Below are 17,340 nucleotides of genomic sequence, written 5' to 3'. Positions count from 1 at the left end.
TAGTATTCGTAAGGACAGGTGCATTCTATATGAAATCCAATAAAGATTTTTTTCTAGGCGTGTTGTTAGTAACGCTCCACCGCTGGCGCTTGACTTACGCTTATACTAACAACACGCCTGTAAATCTTTATTGGATACTATATAGATATCTTAAAATAGAAAGGTGATGTACAATGCCGGAACTTATGCCGGATTATGTAACTGATACCGGCCTGGACTTAACTAATGATGATCTAGTTTTAGATAATGCAAGCCATTAAGAGGCGTAGAACGTCTCTTTTTTTTGTTTCGTAAGAAAAGTATTAGCTTCCCATAAGTTGACTACCAACTAATGGACAGATGTTATGAGTGATGCCATAGGTGGTTTCCGCGCTGAATTTTATGGTCAATATTTATAAAATACTGACATTTTCCACCATAGTATGCTATTCTAAAGTATGCTATTCTAAAATTGGATCCGCAAACTACACCATTGTATATGCTTTTAAAGTGAATAGTACATATTCATGCAGCATACTTTTTTTCGTTTATATCACTTGCCGCAGGGTGGAAGCATAACATTGGGAAGCATGTTGCCGATTCTTTTTATGGCAACGTACTATGGCCCTGAGGTAGGATATCTTATCGGTTTTTTTATACGGGATCGTCAACTTGGTCTAAAATCCCTTTATCTTACATCCGGTCCAAGTGCTGTTTGATTATCCGTTGCCGTCTATGGTGCTTGGCGTGGCTGGTTATTTCAAAGAAAGAATGTTGTTGGGTACGGTAGCCGGCATTTGTGCACGTTTTTGTTGTCATTATACATCCGGAATCGTCTTTTTTGCCAGTTATGCGCCTAAAGGTATGTCACCATATCTATATTCACTGGTTTTTAATGCCGGTTACTTAGTGCCGGAATGCCTGATTTGTCTGTTACTCATGCGGATTTTGCCGGTCAGACGAATTGAACAGGCTATTAGGCCCACTCCAAAAAAGCTTGGTTAGAATTATAAGTTACTATTTCTTAGCATAAAAGAGCTATTCCTTTCAATTAGGAAAGCTCTTTTTTATATGGACACTGAGCAAGGATTTTGCCTGTCTAAGGTGAATTATATTATAATCAATAATTAAATATTTTTATCAGGTAGGTGAATTTTATGGATAAATATAAAGTTGTTGTTACTGGACCAATTATGCCTGCAGCCTTGGCATTACTTGAACAACAGTGTGAGGTCCGACAGTGGACTGAGGTGCAGCCGCCCCGCTTGGGGCAGTTGGCTGAATGGCTGAAAGACGCTGAAGGGTTGTTTGTTTCGGCAAACGTGGCTGTTAATGAAGAACTGCTGGATGTTGCTCCTAAGCTAAGAGTGATTGCTCAAGCAGCAGTAGGTTATGACAATATTGATGTTCAAGCCTGTACCCAGCGGAAAATTCCGTTTGCCAACACGCCGGGCGTACTTGTGGAAACAACTGCCGATCTGGCTTTCGGTCTGTTATTAACTGCTGCCCGCCGTATTCATGAAAGTTGGGACTGGGTACGCGCCGGCAAGTGGCAGCCTGGCTCGCGTTTTCCTTTGGGAGTGGATTTATATGGTAAAACACTTGGCATAGTAGGTATGGGTGCCATTGGTGCGGCTGTTGCTAAACGGGCGCAGACCAGCGGTATGAAGGTAATTTATTACAACCGGCGCCCGAGAGCTGACGCAGCGGCGTTACATGTCGAGTACCGCAATTTTGAAACTCTTTTGGCTGAAGCTGATTTTATCATCGTTTTGACACCTCTTACACCGGAAACCAGGGGGATGTTCGGGGCAAACGAATTTGAAAAAATGAAACCGACAGCCTATTTTATTAATGTCGCCAGAGGCGCCATTGTTGATACAGACGCGCTTCGCAATGCGCTGGCAAGTAACAAGATTGCCTATGCCGCGTTAGATGTTACCGACCCGGAACCGCTGCCGGCAAGTCATCCATTATTGCAACTAACCAATCTTTTGATTGTACCGCATATTGGCAGCGCAACAACCGAATGCCGCAACCGCATGGCGCTTTTGGCGGCTGAGAATATGCTGCTGGGATTGGCAGGTAAGCCAATGTTGACTTGTGTTAATAAAGAAGTAAATTATATCGTCTAATTCTGAAAATAGGGTGGTATTGTTTTGCTACATAGAGTAGTCAGTGCGTGTCCGCTAGACTGTCCTGATGTTTGCTCGCTGATAGTAACGGTAGAAGATGGGGTAGTAGTCAGTGTTGAAGGCAATCCGGCCCATCCTGTAACTCGCGGGGCCATTTGCAACAAAGGGCGTAATCTTATCAAAAACGGGACACATCCAGGACGAATTAAAACTCCGATGCTCAAACAAGCCGGTGTTTGGTGTGCCATAACGTGGGCAGAAGCGTTAGATCTTTTTTATAATAAGTTAAAAGAAAGTGTTTCCCAATACGGCAGCCTGTCGATTCTGCATGCTGCCGGCGATGGTTCAGCCGGCCTCATTAAACAACGATTACCCAAACGTTTTTTTAATCAACTGGGCGGCGTAACTGAGCCAGGGGGCTCACTGTGCTGGGGCGCAGGTATTGCTGCTCAGAAAGCAGACTTTGGGCTGGCAGCGGCGCCGTCATGGAAGGACATCACCAAAGCCAAGACAATCTTGCTGTGGGGCCGCGACCCGGCTACTACTAATATTCATCTTCTACCATATATAAATGAAGCCAGGCAAGCGGGCGCCCAAGTAATTGTTATAAATCCACTTAAGGTTCCTTCACTAAAGTTTGCTGATAAGCATCTTGCCGTCCGGCCTGGTACCGATGGCCTGCTGGCGCTGGCCATGGCTCAGGTGATTATTGCTGAAAATCTTACAGATGGAAGCTTTTGTGCCGCTAACGTCAACGGGTATCAAGAATATGCCCGGATGGCGGCCGGTTATCGGCCGGCATCCATAGCCGAAATCGTCGGCGTAGATGCTGACGAAATTTGTGAGGTGGCCAGGACATATGCGCAGGCGCGGCCAGCATCAATTATACTGGGCTATGGCCTGCAGCGGTATGAACACGGTGGTGCTACTATCAGAGCGATTGATGCTTTGGCGGCAATTACCGGTCAGATTGGCAAACCGGGAGCCGGGGTTCATTATGCCAACAGGTTGTGGGGACAATTTGGTAAAGAAATAGCCGCATCTGAGCAGACCCGAAACACCCGCGAAATACCTTGGGCACAGTTGGCAGCCAGACTGCCTGAACTTGACCCGCCCATTAAAGTATTGGTAGTCGACCGAGGGAATCCTGTAAATCAAATGGCTGACAGCACTAAAACAAGGACGGCGCTGCTGCAGATACCGTTTAAAGTTGCTATCGATTACTATCTTACCGATACAGCCGAAATTGCGGATTTATTTTTACCAGCCACCGGCAACTTTGAAGAAGAAGATTTAGTAGTCTCGTCTTGGAATGAGTATATTTATTACAAGCCGGCTATTACCCGGCAACCGTTCAGCGAGTACGGCATCTGGCAGTACTTGGCTAAGAGGTTTGGACTTGGCGCTGAATGGGAACAAGAACATTCAGCCTGGCTGAAAACTACACTTAACTCTTATGGTGTAACACTGACAGATTTACAGGAAAAAGGTTTTCTTCTAAATCCTAATGCTGAGAATACGGCATTTACCAATGGCAAATTTCTTACTGACTCGGGCAAATTTGAATTGCTGGGAGCGGAGGCAATACGTAACCTTATCGTTGGCTGTCAGTCTATGGTCAGCAGCAGTAAAGCCCAGCACAAAAAGCTGGTGCTAATTACACCTCACCGCCGGCATTCGCTTAATTCTCAGCACTTCCCTCCGCAAGACAGTCCGGGACCGGTAATAAAGCTAAATCCGGTAGATGGACAGAACGCCGGGTTGGCAGAAGGAGATTCGGCAGTAATTGAAACAACAGTAGGCAAACTGGTCCTGCCTGTCAGCTTGGATGCGGGAATTCTTGCCGGTGTGGCTGTTATCGAGCAGGGGGGCTGGCTGAAAGATGGCCTCGGAGTTAATCTTATTACTGAGTCACGTAATACTGATATTGGCGACCAGGTAGCTTTTTACCACACTTTCTGTACAGTGCGGAAAGCATAAATTGACCGGTTGGTCAAGGATGTCTCCTGTAATAGATAAGCCTTGCGGTTCAAAAAGCCCGCAAGGCTTATTCTTTAGATGTTACGTTGTTAACGCCGGTTCGGCAATCTTTTCGATTTTAACAGCGCATACTTTGTATTCGTAAGTCTTGGTTACTTTGTCATACGCATCATTGGTCAGTTCGTTAGTGGGGGTTTCGGGGAAGTGAAAGGACATCCACACTAAGCCAGGTGGTACTTTGTCAGTTACCCAGGCCTGGGTTTCCACTCGTCCGCGCCGCGAAATCACTGCGATTTTGTCGCCATCGGCAATACTGAGTTTCATGGCATCGTCAGGATGAATCATTGTTTGCTCCTTAGGACGGAATTTAGTCAGATTTTTGGAACGTTTGACTGTGGATACGCGGTGATGGTAGAGGGTAAGGCCGGTAGTCAAGAGGAACGGGTATTCCTCATCAGGAAGTTCGGCTGGCGGCTGGTATTCGACAGGAACAAACCGGGCGATACCGCAGACGAATTTGCCTGCTTCGTGAAGTACCGGAGTGCCAGGATGTTCTTTAGTCGGCACAGGCCACTGTAACCCTTTTGCTTCAAGGCGTTCATAGGTGACACCGGCGTAGCTGGGAGTAAGCTCAGCAATTTCTTCCATTATTTTACTGGGGTGGCTGTAGTCCATAGGATATCCCATCCGCTTGGACAACTCCATGATAATAGCGCCGTCAGTCATGGTGCCAGGAATGGGGTCGATAGCTTTGCGGACCCGTTGAATACGCCGTTCAGTGTTGGTAAATGAGCCGTCTTTCTCAGCAAAAGTGGCGGCAGGCAAAATAACATGGGCCAGTTTGGCGGTGTCGGTCATAAACAGAGTCTGCACTACCAGAAAATCAAGTTTGGCCAGCGCTTTTTTTACATGGTTGGCATTGGCATCGCTCAATACCGGGTCTTCGCCCATGATATACATAGCTTTAAGGTTACCGTGGTTAATTTCGTCAAACATATCAGGGCTGGTTAACCCAGCCTTTTCAGGCAGTGTAACGCCCCAAGCCTTTTCGAATTTTTCGCGTACGGCAGGGTTAATGACCTGCTGGTAGCCGGGGTAAACATTAGGCAGTGCGCCCATATCACAGGCGCCTTGCACGTTGTTTTGGCCACGCAGTGGATTAACGCCTGTACCCTTTTTACCGACATTGGCGGTCATGAGTGCCAGGTTGGCCAGGCACATAACATTGTCGGTGCCGCAAGTGTGTTCGGTAATACCCATTGTGTAGAAAATTTGGGCCCGTTCGGCTGTGCCGTATAGTTTGGCGGCCTGGTGCAGTAAGTCCTGTGGTACACCGGTAATTTGTTCAACATATTCGGGGGTATATTTTTCAACACCGGCTGCAACGGCGTCAACGCCATTGGTGCACGAATCAATAAATTCCTGGTTGTGCCAGCCGGATTTTAAGATAATGCGCATCAAGCCATTAATGAGCGCAATATCGGTACCAGGTCTAAGGCGCAGCCAGACATCGGCTTTACCGGCCATTTCGGTCTTGCGCGGGTCGGCAACAATGAGTTTGGCGCCGCGCCTGAGTGCTTGCCGCATTTTGGCGCCAATTATCGGATGTGCCTCGGTGGGGTTGGCGCCGATAATAAATAGTACATTGGTGTAAGGAATTTCGTTGATGGAGTTAGTCATCGCCCCGGAGCCGAATGAGGTGGCCAGACCGGCCACAGTGGGGCTGTGTCAGGCACGGGCGCAGTGGTCGATATTATTGGTACCGATGACTGCGCGCATGAATTTTTGCATTAGGTAATTTTCCTCATTAGTGCATTTCGCCGAGCTTAAGGCGGCAATGGCATCGCCGCCATGGGCAGTTTTAATATTGCTAAACTTTTCTGCTACCAGATTGAGAGCCTCGTCCCAAGAAGCTTCGGTAAATTGACCGTCTTTTTTAATAAGCGGCGAAGTCAGGCGGTCAGGATGGTGAATAAAATCAGTGCCAAACCGGCCTTTAACGCACAAAAGACGTCCGTTTACCGGGCTGGTCGGGTTGGAGGTAACGCCGATTACTTTGCCGTCTTTCACATTAAGGTCAAAATTGCAACCTACGCCGCAGTACGGGCAAGTGGTTTGGACTTTTCTATCAGGTTGCCCGGCTTGGTATAATGGTTTTTCCGTGAGAGCACCTACAGGGCATACTGCCACACACGTGCCGCAGAATACGCAGTCTGACTGATCTGTGGGTGTGTCAAACGCTGTAGTTATTTTGCTGTCAAAGCCGCGGTTAGTCCATTCAAGTACATTGCAGCACTGCAGTTCTTTGCATGCTCTGACACACCGGCCGCATAGCACACATTTGTTATTATCACGAATAATAAAGGGGTTGCTGTCATCAATGGCGTTCTGGCGTTTTTCACCGTCAAAACGTACTTGACGGATTCCCAAATCGGCCGCCAAGCGCTGCAATTCGCAGTTCAAATTACTTTGACAGTGTAAACAATCCTGAGGGTGACTGGCCAGCAGCAATTCAACTACTGTTTTTCTGGCCTCGCGAATTGCTTCCGATTGGGTGCGGATTACCATGCCTTCATTGACAGGATAAGTACATGCTGTAACCAAGGAGCGGGCGCCTTCGACTTCAACCAGACAGACACGGCAGGAACCCTCCGGTGTCAAATCGGCAAGGTAACAAAGAGTTGGGATATTGACTCCGGTTAACCGCGCTGCCTCGAGAACTGTAACGTCGTGAGGAACTTCAACTATCTTGTTATCGATAGTTATTGTAATCGTTGCCATAGTCACTCTCCTTAATGCAGATTGAAGATAGTAAATTTTCTGGTAATCATATTCTACATGCTGCGCGAATTTACCTCTAATACCGGACGGGTATGTTGAATTTTGATAGGTTTATTTTAGGCAATGCGTTTAGCCTGATAGTAATGGTTGTTTTAGTTTCATCCGGGGCCACCCTTTTATTTTTAGATGAATTTTTGCTACTGCTTGGTGCTGAGCCTGATGTATTGCCATATGCCCGGGAGTTTACCAGGATCATTGTTATTTGCAGCATATTCATGCATGCCGGTGTTTGGCATCAGTCAAGGTGTTCAGCCCATTTTGGGCTACAATTACGGCGCCACGAGTTACGGGCGGGTTATCAAGGTCATGAAACTTGGCGTGTATGCAGCAACAGCCGTATCTCTGTTGGGTTTTATTGTCACTCAACTGTTTGCTCCCCAAAATAATCCGGGGATTTAATGACAATCCGGAATTAATTGCCATTGGTGCAAATGGGCTTAAAATACTGTTAATAATGCTAATCATGAAAGGCTGGTAATTATGAAACGCAGGTTGCTTGGTGCCATGCTTTCCGTTATTGTTTTGACTATGGCGGCTATGGTAGCGTCGGTTGAGGCGGCCAAATTGGCTGACCAGGACGCGGACGTAGCTCAAATGAAAGCTGATGAGCAAAGAGTAAAAAACTTCGCCATGGTTATATCAAGTACGAAGGAAACAAAGTCTATTATTATTGGTAATTTTGTTAGTGCTAAGGCTAGAGCCCATAAGGTTTTAGCTTTTTGTTTTTTTAATATAAGATTATGGCGAAAGGAAAAAATAATACTGATGGTGAATTATACCTTTATTAAGTTTTTGAGCTTAAGGAGGTAATATGGCCAATAATGTTAATACAATCGAAATTCGCGGATTTTTACACTTGGCCGGTCTGTTTAAGGAACGCGGCTGGACAAGTCCGTTAAATTTTGTCATTCCGGGAGAAATTAGCGGCCAGCAACTTTTGAAAATGCTGGATATCCCCGACGATCAGGTGGAAGCGGTGTTTGTTAATGGCAAGGCACAACCTTTGGCTTATGCGGTTATTAAATCGGGGGACAGGGTGGCTTTAGTCCCACCAGGAACACCCGGACCGTACCGGGTATATTTGGGTTTTGTTGAATTATAGATTTGTTGCCGTAACTTACCAGAAAAACCATTTTTTTAGCAGGAATACTGCTTATTTTGGAGAACAAAGCTATAATAGCTGGCTTTTGATATAATTTTGATATAATATGGTTGGAATAAGAAGAAGCCAATAGGAGGAAAACATTATGTGGACCGTGGTATACATAGCTTCTAACCGGGCGCAGGCTGAGCTATATAAAAACGTGCTGTGCAATGAAGGCGTGCTTGCCAATATTCGTCCGGCAGGAATTGTTTCGGCACTCGGCGATGGCCTATATGAGATTTTGGTTTTAGAGTCTGAAGCAGACGAAGCTCACGCCATTTTGTGCCAACATGCAGTAAAATAACTGTATTATTTTATTACGAATAAGGAGTGTTAGGTTTTGTTGAAAAAGACTAAGATTATTTGCACCGTAGGTCCCAGCACTGATAAACCAGGTGTTTTGGAAGCCATGATAGCAGCGGGGATGAATGTGGCTCGCTTTAATTTCTCGCATGGTACTCATGAGGACCATAGCAAGAGAATTGCTAGGGTAAGGGAAGCCGCTGACAAAGCTAACAAGCCAGTAGCCCTTATGCTAGATAATAAGGGCCCTGAAATGCGTTTGGGCAAGTTTGTTGAAGGCAAGGTCTATTTGGAAGCTGGTCAAAAGTTTATATTGACCAGCCGCGATGTTGAAGGCACCAAGGAAATCGCGTCAGTTAACCACAAATTTCTGCCACAGGAGGTTTCCCCAGGGCAGACTATATTGATTTCCGACGGTCTGGTAAGCCTACATATTGATGCTGTTGAAGGCGACGACATTATTACTACTGTTTGTAATAGCGGCCAAATTAGCGACCGTAAGCGAGTTGCCGCGCCCGGGGTTGCTGTTAATCTTCCGCCCTTATCCGAGCAAGATATAGCCGACATTAAGTTTGGTATTCAAAATCAGATGGATTCGATTGCTGCTTCCTTTGTGCAGCGGGCTGCCGATATTTTAGCAATTCGCAAAATATTGGAAGATGCCAATTATTCAATGGATATTATTGCAAAAATTGAAAACGCCGAAGGTGTAAAAAATATTGATGAAATCCTTAAGGTAGCCGACGGGGTTATGGTGGCCCGCGGTGACCTTGGTGTCGAGATTCCTGCCGAAGAAGTGCCGCTGGTACAAAAAATGCTTATCCGAAAATGTAATAAAGCCGGCAAGCCGGTTATTACTGCTACCCAAATGCTTGAATCTATGCTGACAAATCCGCGTCCCACCAGGGCCGAGGCCAGCGATATTGCCAACGCTATTCTGGATGGTACAGATGCTATTATGCTCAGCGGGGAATCGGCGTCAGGTCAGTATCCGGTTGAAGCTGTTAAAACTATGGCCAGCATTGCTGTCCGGACAGAAAGCTCGCTCTGTTACAGCGACATTCTCAGAGATAAAGGCATTCAACTGCAACGGACTACTACCGATGCTATCAGCCACGCTACAGCACAGATTGCGCATGAACTAGGCGCTGCCGCCATCGTTACATCAACTCAGACCGGCTATACCGCGCGGATGGTGTCCAAATATCGTCCGCAGGCTACTATTGTCGCTGTTACTCCCGTTGCCAAAACGGTACGCCGTATGTTGCTGCTGTGGGGTGTTTATCCTGTCTTAGGACCATGCTTTAACAATACTGATGAAATGGTGCAAAGTGCAGTAGCAAGTTCGCTTAAGGCCGAGGTTGTTAAGGATGGTGACTTGGTGGTTGTAACTGCTGGTGTGCCTGCTGGCATGTCGGGAACAACCAATATGATTAGGGTTCATGTTGTGGGTAATATCTTAATGCGTGGTACTGGCATCGGTCAGCGGGCAGTTACCGGAAAAATTGTTATTGCCACGTCAATAAAAGATATAAAGACTAAGCTTCAACCGGGTGATATTCTGGTAGTCAGCAGCGTAGATGAAGAGACTGCTGCTTATGCTGCCAAAGCTGCAGCTATTGTTGCTGAGGAAGGCGGTTTGACTTCGCATGCCGCTATTGTGGGGATAAGCTACGGCATCCCTGTGCTTGTTGGCGTGGAAGGCGCAACAGAGATGCTGCAAGATGGTGCTCTGGTTACTGTTGATGCTGCCCGTGGTATTGTATATCAAGGAGAAATTAACGCTAGATAGGGAGACCCTTATGGCAGTTTGGTGGGGTATTCTTGCAGGAATAATAATAGCCGCCTGGCGTTTGTTATACACTAGGCGGCTAGATTGGCAACTTGCGCGTATTTCGTCCCGTTTAGGCAGAATAACCACGCGCCGGTCAAACGTGAGTGCTGGCAAACAGATCATGCGGCAGATATACAAAGTTGTGAAAGCCAGTTTGTTGACTGGCAAAGAAAATGAGGCTTACCGAGCGTTTGATTTATTAAAGTTAGCATTAGGACATGGTCTGGGAAAGCCGGGTGAGCCGTCACGGCTTACAACTGTTGTTTACATGGCGCTAAAATCAAATCATCCTGACATTGCCGGCCATGGTATTGATGCCTTTCGTCCACTGCTAAAAACTATGGCTGTTGCTGAAATTCCTGGTGCGGTTGAACAACTTGGACTTATTGCTGTTATTAGCCTAAAACAACGCTACAACTTTTTAGCTGCCCGGGCAGTAGAAGTCATTTTTACCAGTCTAGGCGTGGTGCAAGATGCCGGTGCTAACGTTGCGGCCATGCGGGCACTAAGGCTGATCGGGCTTACTGCCTTGCGACGGGGGGATACCGGTCTTATTAGGGAAATACAGGCGAAACTGGCCGGTTTGCTTGCGGTTGCCCCATTAGGCAGTGCGGCTCATGAGCAGGCTGCCTGGGTATTTACGGCTTGGCTGCATAGGGTGATAAAGTCCGGGGATACCACACTGTTCGAAGTAATAACCAATTATATCTGGCAATTGGCTGATAAGAAGATACTGACGGAAAATGCTTTGGCAAGTCTTGTCACTGAATGCAGTCAGCTTGCAGGTATTATAAGTCTTAATCCGTATAGTCAAATTTCTGACGCAATATCTATGTTTAGTCTCGGCCTGGCCGCTCAATCGAAACGTATTGATGTTTGGCGCCAGGCTGTTGACGGTGCCGGTCACGCTGCAAGGATGGCTGTATCCCAGCGGACCTTGTCAGAAAGTTTCAATGTGGTGTATCCTTTATTTGAGACCGGACGCCGTATGTTGGCGGCTGAGTTTAATTCAGGCCCCTTGAGTGATCCGTTTCGCCAGCAGGCTCTTTATATATTAGTACGGGAATGCTTGCAGGTTGTTGAATTTGTTGCCAGAAAGAATTTTACTACCACAATTGTGGATATCATTGATCAGATATACCTGGACTGGATGAATTGCCAAACTAACGCAGGACAACAAAAATCAATAAAGAAGTTCTGTCAGTTGATATTTATATATGGTATGCGGCTTAAACGCCGGCAAAAGCGCCTGACCGCAGAGGGTAGCGGTTTTAATTCCGGGAGTGCAATGACAGACGCCAACCGGGAACATTTAAAACAGCTTGGTTATTTATTTTAACAAAAAGGCGGACAAATATTGTCCGCCTTTTTGTTAACTAGCTTTTGTGCATTACTCAGCTTTTTGGCGAGCCGTTCGTTGGGTGGAAGTGACGCCGGTAAGCGCCAACCTAACTACAGGTATATAGCTGCTCAGTTTACTGGTTATAACCGCTAATCCCGCGCTCAGGGCCAGGGTTGATAAGTAAAATGCCACCACAACAGGCGCAGTGAGCGGTATGGAAGCTTGATTGAGTTGTATTACTAAATAGTACATGACTATAGGATGGATAAGATAAACAAGATATGAGCATGCTCCCAAACGACCTAGAACTGCGGATAGCCAGTCCGGTAGTCGTTTGCTAAAAGTTTTAAACCAGAAAAGTGTTGCCCCTGCCGTATACAATACGCCAATGGGGCTAAGCTGGTGGATAGTGTTAACGGCCTCTTCAAGACTATAATGTTTGAAGTAAACTAGGTAATAGTAAAAAAACAGCATACCAATTAATGTAGAAACAAAAGTAGTATTTACGAGACGGCTATATTTCTGAACAATAGCGAGAAACTGTGGATATAGTTCAGCACAGACTGCGCCAAATATAAAAATAAATAGATAATGCAGGACCAAATAGTTCATGCGATGTTGTATGGCTAGATTAAGGTAATAGTTGCTGAAATCCGGCTTTAGTTCATAGCTTGAGTAATAATTGAAGGCAATTTGCGCCATAAGAAGCAGTAATAAACTGGTAAGCGGTGTTTTAACAATCCAACCTACAAGTTTCCGCCATAGCGGCATGAGTGCGTAAAACCAGACGAGAATGACTAGGAAATAGAGTTGATAAGAAGCCAGCCCAAACAAAAAATATTCGTAAACAAGCGGCCGTTCCCAAATACTGGTATCGCCGCTTGCTAAGGTGTAGTGCAACATGTAAAGTAGCGACCAGGCCAGGTAAGGCAGCAGTACGGTTTTGAGGCGGCGGCTCATAAATGCTTTATAATTATATTGTGTATTGAGCGGCTGGCTGATAAATAAGCCGAATGCCGATACGAAAAAAAATATGGGCACGCTAAATCTGGTGAATATTTCTAATAATGCAAACAAATGCGGATTAACAGCCGGGTTGGCCAGCGAGTAAGCACCGGTGTGTATGCCAAGCACCCCTAGCATAGCAAGGCCGCGTATATAATCAAGGGCAATTATGTGTTGTTTGGCCATTCTTTTTTAGTTGCTCCTCAAAGTGTGTTTTGCGTGATTTGGTTCAGACTGCTTAAACTTATTTGTCAAATATACTCCGGCGATAACCATTATTCCGCCGCCGATGGTGTACGGTGTAAGCCTTTCGCCTAACAGCCAGATACCGGTGATGATGGCGAATAATGGGTTTAGGTAGCTGAACACTGCTGTCCGGACCGGGCCGATGTGGCCTACCCCGGTATACCACATATAATAGCCGTATACTGAGCATAGTATTGCCAGGTATAAAGCTGTGCCAGCTGTTGACCAGCTTATGGTCATAACCTGCTGAATAAAGGGTAGTGGCGTTAGCTCAGTGGGGATGAATGCCAATGGCAGAAGCATGATGGTTCCCAAGATGTGAATATAAGCCATGGCGGTAAATGGCCGGTATTTTTGCAAAATATTTTTTCCATAAAGTGTAAAACCGGCCCATACCAGGGCGTTAACCATGAGCATGAAGTCTCCGCGCAATGTAGTTAATTGGAACAGTCCGGTAAGCTGCCCATTAGTAATGATCAAGCTTACACCAGCAAATGCCAGCAGGATGCCTGTGTAACTTGAGGCACTAATTTTTTCCCAGCCGAATGCCGCTCCCATCAGCGCTGTAGAGATAGGACTGGTGGCGATAATGAGCGCGGCATTTATCGTGGTGGTATAAGTAAGTCCAGTATATTGGATACAAAAATATGACGTTATCGCCAAAAAACCTAGAATGATAAACTTGGGAATATCCTTGCGTTCGATGGTATTATTCCGGTCCATGGTTGTCAAGATACCGGCAAACACTAACGACGCAATGATAAAGCGGAAGATGACCAGGTTTATCGGCGACAACTCGTACATGCCTATTTTGGCGGCAGCAAATGATGTCCCCCACAGCAATGCAACACTTGTCAGCGCCAAATAAATTAGTGATGTTTTATGCATTAGCGAGCCTTTCCCTAAAAAGTATGTGTCAAGCCTCACCATTAATTATAGGCCGTAAATGATTTGACTGCAATAAACTTTTGAGTGAAGGAGTTGGGAAGAAGTGGCTGAAGAATTAAAAGAAGGGCAAATGGCGCCCGATTTTACACTGCCGGCCACTGGCGGAAGTCAGGTAACTTTGAGCCAGTACCGGGGAAAGAAGATTGTTCTGTATTTTTATTCAAAAGATAATACTGCAGGGTGAACTGACGAGGCTCGCGAGTTTCGCGAGATATATAGTGATCTTGAGGCCGTTGGGGCCATTGTGCTGGGTGTAAGCCGGGACAGTGTGGCGACGCATGAAAAGTTTAAAGCCAAACATGACCTTCCTTTTTTATTGTTAAGCGATGCTGAGAATGTTGTGTGCCAGTTATATGGCGTATTTAAAGAAAAAAATATGTATGGCAAAAAAGTTATGGGGATCGAACGGTCGACTTTTATTATAAATGAGCAGGGAGAAATAATCCGCACTTTCCGCAAAGTGAAGGTTGCCGGTCATGCTCAGGCCGTGCTGGCAGCACTAAAATAACGTTTGCCAAATTGCTTCTATAGGCAGGAAATATATTGTATGGTGTGTAATTATTTTTACTAGTATTTAGCAAGGGAGGTTTTTCCATGAAGCCAATAGGGCTAATCGATGGCAAACTGATAGATTTAAGTGAAAATATTGTACCTATGGAGGACAGAGGCCATCAGTTCGGCGATGGTGTATATGAAGTAACTAGGGTTTACAATGGATATTGTTTTGCCCTGAAACAGCATATAGATAGGCTGTACCGTTCGCTTCGCGAGCTCAAAATTCCGGCGGTGTACACTACTGAAGAACTAACCGGCTTCCATGAACTACTTATTAAAGAAAGCGGCATTACCGACGGGGCGGTATATCTTCAGATTACCAGGGGGGTAGCACCGCGTGCCCACGGGTTTCCTGACAGTGTTGTACCGCGCTTGACGATGTCCATCCGTCCAATGAGTTCAGTTCCTGATAAAAATAAATTAGAAGGCGCTAAAGCGCTCTTAATTCCTGATGAAAGATGGCTGAGGTGTGATATAAAATCACTAAACCTTTTAGGAAACGTGCTGGGAAAACAAAAGGCTAAGGAAGCTGGCTGTTTTGAAGGTGTCCAAGTCAGAGATGAATATGTTACAGAGGGTACAAGCAGCAACTTCTTTGTAGTAAAAGATGATGTTGTATGGACTCATCCGGATTGCAATCTTATATTAAAAGGTGTAACCAGAACTTTGCTAATCGAGAAATTAGCGCCAGCGGCCGGTGTTTTGGTAGTTGAAAAGAAATTTAATACTGCCTTTGTCAAGGCTGCTGACGAAGCTTTCTTGTCTGGCACAACCACCGAGATTACTCCGTTAGTAATTATTGACGGCAAACCTGTCGGCAATGGAGCCGTTGGCCCGATTACCCGCAAACTGCAAGAAGCTTACTGGGCATTAATTGACCGGGAATGTAACCGTAAGTAAGCAAAATGTAAGCAAAAGGAGGATAGTAGTGTGAATATTACAGTTACCCAGCGGGCGCAAGAGTATATTCATCAAGAAGGCGGCATTATTTCCGTAAAGATTGAGCAACGCTTGATACCTGGCTGAGGTGCTCCCCAGGTGGCTGCCACCCCGTCCGTGCGACTGGGCAAACCGGAAGACCGTGAAAAGGCTGAGTATATAACCTTTACCATTGATGGTATCGAAGTGTATGCGCACAGTTCAATCGTAAACTATAACCATGAAGTCCTATTGCGAATTGATATTGAAACCACCCTGTTTGGCCACCGGTTGGTTGTGTTTGGTTTACCAGTTCCTGCTAAACAGTGTGGTAATTGTACATTGTGTTAAAAAAACTGCCGCAGGTTTAGCCTGCGGCAGTTTTTTTACTGATCTACTTTAAATTGGAGGCGCAGCTTGAGCAGCCGCCACCGGCTTCCTGAAATTTTTCTTCCAGCCGGCTGTTGTTATATAAAATCATTTCGGCCAGTGCCATAGGCAAAACTTCGGTAAGCAAAACTTCCATAGCGTTTTGTATAGCTTGCTTCTGGTCCTTGTGACTGAGTGCGGTGGTAAGCTTAGATTCAATAGGTTCACGGTAAGTATTGAGCCAGCGTTGGTAATGGGCAACTAATTCGGGTCCATCATAATACATAAATGGTCACATCCTTTATAGTTATAAAATTATCCGATGATCAGGCCGCTCTAAGACTTCCGCTTCTACAAGCAGGAGTTAAGCGCGGTTAAGTCTATCCTTATGTCTGGCGGGTTAAGTTGAAAGATAATATTTTGGTCAGGTGCGCCAGTGAATAGCATTCAAACATTGTGCAGTATTTGGTAAACAGCGATATGGCGCTATTTTGGTTCCAACGTTCTTTAGGCAGGGTATTAAGCCATAATATACGTTTGACTTTTTTACTAATACTTGCCAATTGGTTTGCGGTTTCTAACGGTGCTAGGGTATTGGCGTCACTAATAATGAACAGTAAAGTAGACGAAGATATAAATCTTTTATATTGCTCTTGTAAACTTGTCAAGGCAATAAACAGATTGGTACCTTGCCCCATTTGCGAAGAGCATGTAAGTAAATCTTCGGTGACTTGGGTAAAATCGTTGTTGCGGCGAAAATGGATTGTCACATATTCCAAATCATCGGCAAAGAAAAAACTTTCAATATTTTTCACTACATTCGATAAGCCGAATAGTAACGGAAGAGTAAACCGGATATATTTAGTCATAGATGCTGACACATCGCATATGACAATAATATTTGGTTTGTGGATTTTCTTAGTTTTGTATTTTAAACCAATCATGGTTCCACCGTAGCGCATGTTCCGGCGAATGCTTTGGCGGATGTCAATTAATTTGCGGCGGCCAGTCAGCCGGAACCGCCGGGAAATGCGGGTTGTAAGGCGGTGGGCCAGGCGTTTTATAAGGGCAGTAACTTGCGGAATTTCATGTTCGGCAATATCCTGCATGTTTTTATGAAGAAGCGGATTGCGCCCGGCGCCGCCTAATCCTGCCGCCGATTCAACAACATGGTCAAGTTCATTGTGACCTAATAGCTGACGGCGGGCAGCGGCTAGCTGTGCCAAATCTTCAGGCGACAATTGGCGTTGCCAGAATGATAATGAGCTTTTAAGCAGGTTTTCTACTACCGGCTGGAAAGATTCTTTGACGTTATGACCGGTGGAGGTTTTTTCCAAAAATTCTTGCAGGCGTTGCTTTTCCTGTTCAGGCAGTCGTTTATAGACGTCTTTGAGGTCGTCGGGAATGTCAAGCGGGCGACCTTGAAAAACCAATTCTTCCTGAGCCTGCTGTGACTGTTCAAGTTCTAGCTGTTTTTTGGAATCCCAAGCTGTCCGCTGCTCCTGCTTGGTTTCAGGTGGCACAAAAAACAAGTCAAAAGCTCGGTCAAATACCACTTGATCATCAGCGTTTTTGACCAGGGTGCTTTTTAAAGCCGCCCGGAATTCATCCTGGTCAAATGTGTCAATTATTGTAAGGCTATCCACTGCGTCTATCGTTTCGGCAATGCTAATTCGCACTCCTAGCTGGCGTAGAATCTGAACAAAACCTACTATATTGTCAGTAAGCGACTTCAAAGCCA

General features: G+C 45.6%; 18 protein-coding genes. 13 read left to right on the top strand and 5 right to left on the bottom strand.

Features of this window, described 5'->3' with window-relative positions:
* The first annotated feature begins 506 nt into the window (after positions 1–506).
* The 4 genes from SCACP_RS11425 (at position 507) to SCACP_RS11410 (ending at position 4,094) form a co-directional block, all read left to right on the top strand.
* Positions 507–698: an energy-coupled thiamine transporter ThiT gene (locus tag SCACP_RS11425; RefSeq protein WP_425057711.1), complete on the top strand. Its 192-nt coding sequence runs from the start codon at positions 507–509 to the stop codon at positions 696–698.
* Positions 688–984 (top strand): energy-coupled thiamine transporter ThiT, encoded by a 297-nt coding sequence (locus SCACP_RS11420; protein ID WP_425057710.1) that lies wholly within the window; start codon positions 688–690, stop codon positions 982–984. Before SCACP_RS11425 ends, SCACP_RS11420 begins: the two co-directional genes overlap by 11 nt.
* 152 nt (positions 985–1,136) lie before the next feature.
* Positions 1,137–2,114, top strand: coding sequence for a 2-hydroxyacid dehydrogenase (locus tag SCACP_RS11415; protein WP_425057709.1), 978 nt, complete (start codon positions 1,137–1,139; stop codon positions 2,112–2,114).
* Between the two features lie 24 nt (positions 2,115–2,138).
* Positions 2,139–4,094, top strand: coding sequence for a molybdopterin-containing oxidoreductase family protein (locus SCACP_RS11410; RefSeq protein ID WP_425057708.1), 1,956 nt, complete (start codon positions 2,139–2,141; stop codon positions 4,092–4,094).
* Positions 4,095–4,175: 81 nt separating this feature from the next.
* Here SCACP_RS11410 and fdhF read toward each other — a convergent pair whose 3' ends face one another.
* Positions 4,176–6,875: a formate dehydrogenase subunit alpha gene (gene fdhF, locus SCACP_RS11405; RefSeq protein WP_425057707.1), complete on the bottom strand. Its 2,700-nt coding sequence runs from the start codon at positions 6,873–6,875 to the stop codon at positions 4,176–4,178.
* Positions 6,876–7,154: 279 nt separating this feature from the next.
* Between fdhF and SCACP_RS11400 the strand changes: the two genes are divergently transcribed.
* From SCACP_RS11400 to SCACP_RS11375, 6 genes are all read left to right on the top strand, one after another.
* Positions 7,155–7,334 carry an MATE family efflux transporter gene (locus SCACP_RS11400; protein ID WP_425057706.1) on the top strand — a complete coding sequence of 60 codons (180 nt, stop codon included), beginning with the start codon at positions 7,155–7,157 and terminating at the stop codon, positions 7,332–7,334.
* 81 nt (positions 7,335–7,415) lie between these two features.
* The gene (locus tag SCACP_RS11395) at positions 7,416–7,745 is read left to right on the top strand and encodes a hypothetical protein (RefSeq protein WP_425057705.1); all 330 of its coding nucleotides are present in this window, start codon (positions 7,416–7,418) and stop codon (positions 7,743–7,745) included.
* Position 7,746: 1 nt separating this feature from the next.
* Positions 7,747–8,037, top strand: a complete 291-nt coding sequence (locus SCACP_RS11390) for a MoaD/ThiS family protein (protein WP_425057704.1) — start codon at positions 7,747–7,749, stop codon at positions 8,035–8,037.
* Between the two features lie 145 nt (positions 8,038–8,182).
* Complete coding sequence (locus SCACP_RS11385; protein ID WP_425057703.1) at positions 8,183–8,383, top strand: hypothetical protein; 201 nt, start codon at positions 8,183–8,185, stop codon at positions 8,381–8,383.
* Positions 8,384–8,419: 36 nt separating this feature from the next.
* A complete protein-coding gene (gene pyk, locus SCACP_RS11380; RefSeq protein WP_425057702.1) occupies positions 8,420–10,174 on the top strand; it encodes a pyruvate kinase in 1,755 nt (584 codons plus the stop codon).
* 142 nt (positions 10,175–10,316) lie between these two features.
* Positions 10,317–11,555, top strand: coding sequence for a hypothetical protein (locus SCACP_RS11375; RefSeq protein WP_425057701.1), 1,239 nt, complete (start codon positions 10,317–10,319; stop codon positions 11,553–11,555).
* 51 nt (positions 11,556–11,606) lie between these two features.
* Here the strand turns inward: SCACP_RS11375 and SCACP_RS11370 are convergent, their stop codons facing one another.
* The gene (locus SCACP_RS11370) at positions 11,607–12,749 is read right to left on the bottom strand and encodes an acyltransferase (RefSeq protein WP_425057700.1); all 1,143 of its coding nucleotides are present in this window, start codon (positions 12,747–12,749) and stop codon (positions 11,607–11,609) included.
* Positions 12,750–12,755: 6 nt separating this feature from the next.
* Positions 12,756–13,697, bottom strand: coding sequence for a DMT family transporter (locus SCACP_RS11365; protein WP_425057699.1), 942 nt, complete (start codon positions 13,695–13,697; stop codon positions 12,756–12,758).
* Between the two features lie 130 nt (positions 13,698–13,827).
* On the opposite strand from SCACP_RS11365, the gene SCACP_RS11360 reads away from it, so the two are divergent.
* The 3 genes from SCACP_RS11360 (at position 13,828) to SCACP_RS11350 (ending at position 15,581) form a co-directional block, all read left to right on the top strand.
* The gene (locus SCACP_RS11360) at positions 13,828–14,265 is read left to right on the top strand and encodes a peroxiredoxin (protein WP_425061385.1); all 438 of its coding nucleotides are present in this window, start codon (positions 13,828–13,830) and stop codon (positions 14,263–14,265) included.
* A gap of 86 nt (positions 14,266–14,351) precedes the next feature.
* Positions 14,352–15,212: a D-amino-acid transaminase gene (gene dat / locus SCACP_RS11355; RefSeq protein WP_425057698.1), complete on the top strand. Its 861-nt coding sequence runs from the start codon at positions 14,352–14,354 to the stop codon at positions 15,210–15,212.
* A gap of 138 nt (positions 15,213–15,350) precedes the next feature.
* Positions 15,351–15,581, top strand: a complete 231-nt coding sequence (locus SCACP_RS11350) for a hypothetical protein (protein ID WP_425057697.1) — start codon at positions 15,351–15,353, stop codon at positions 15,579–15,581.
* A 43-nt stretch (positions 15,582–15,624) separates the two neighbouring features.
* Here SCACP_RS11350 and SCACP_RS11345 read toward each other — a convergent pair whose 3' ends face one another.
* Positions 15,625–15,885 (bottom strand): hypothetical protein, encoded by a 261-nt coding sequence (locus SCACP_RS11345; protein ID WP_425057696.1) that lies wholly within the window; start codon positions 15,883–15,885, stop codon positions 15,625–15,627.
* Positions 15,886–15,985: 100 nt separating this feature from the next.
* Complete coding sequence (locus SCACP_RS11340; protein ID WP_425057695.1) at positions 15,986–17,335, bottom strand: vWA domain-containing protein; 1,350 nt, start codon at positions 17,333–17,335, stop codon at positions 15,986–15,988.
* Positions 17,336–17,340: the final 5 nt, after the last annotated feature.

This window comes from Sporomusaceae bacterium ACPt (assembly GCA_041428575.1).
Taxonomy (GTDB): Bacteria; Bacillota; Negativicutes; order Sporomusales; family Sporomusaceae; genus Sporomusa_D; species Sporomusa_D carbonis.
The sequence above is the reverse complement of the archived record's forward strand: the minus strand, read 5'-3'. Positions and strand labels throughout refer to the sequence as shown.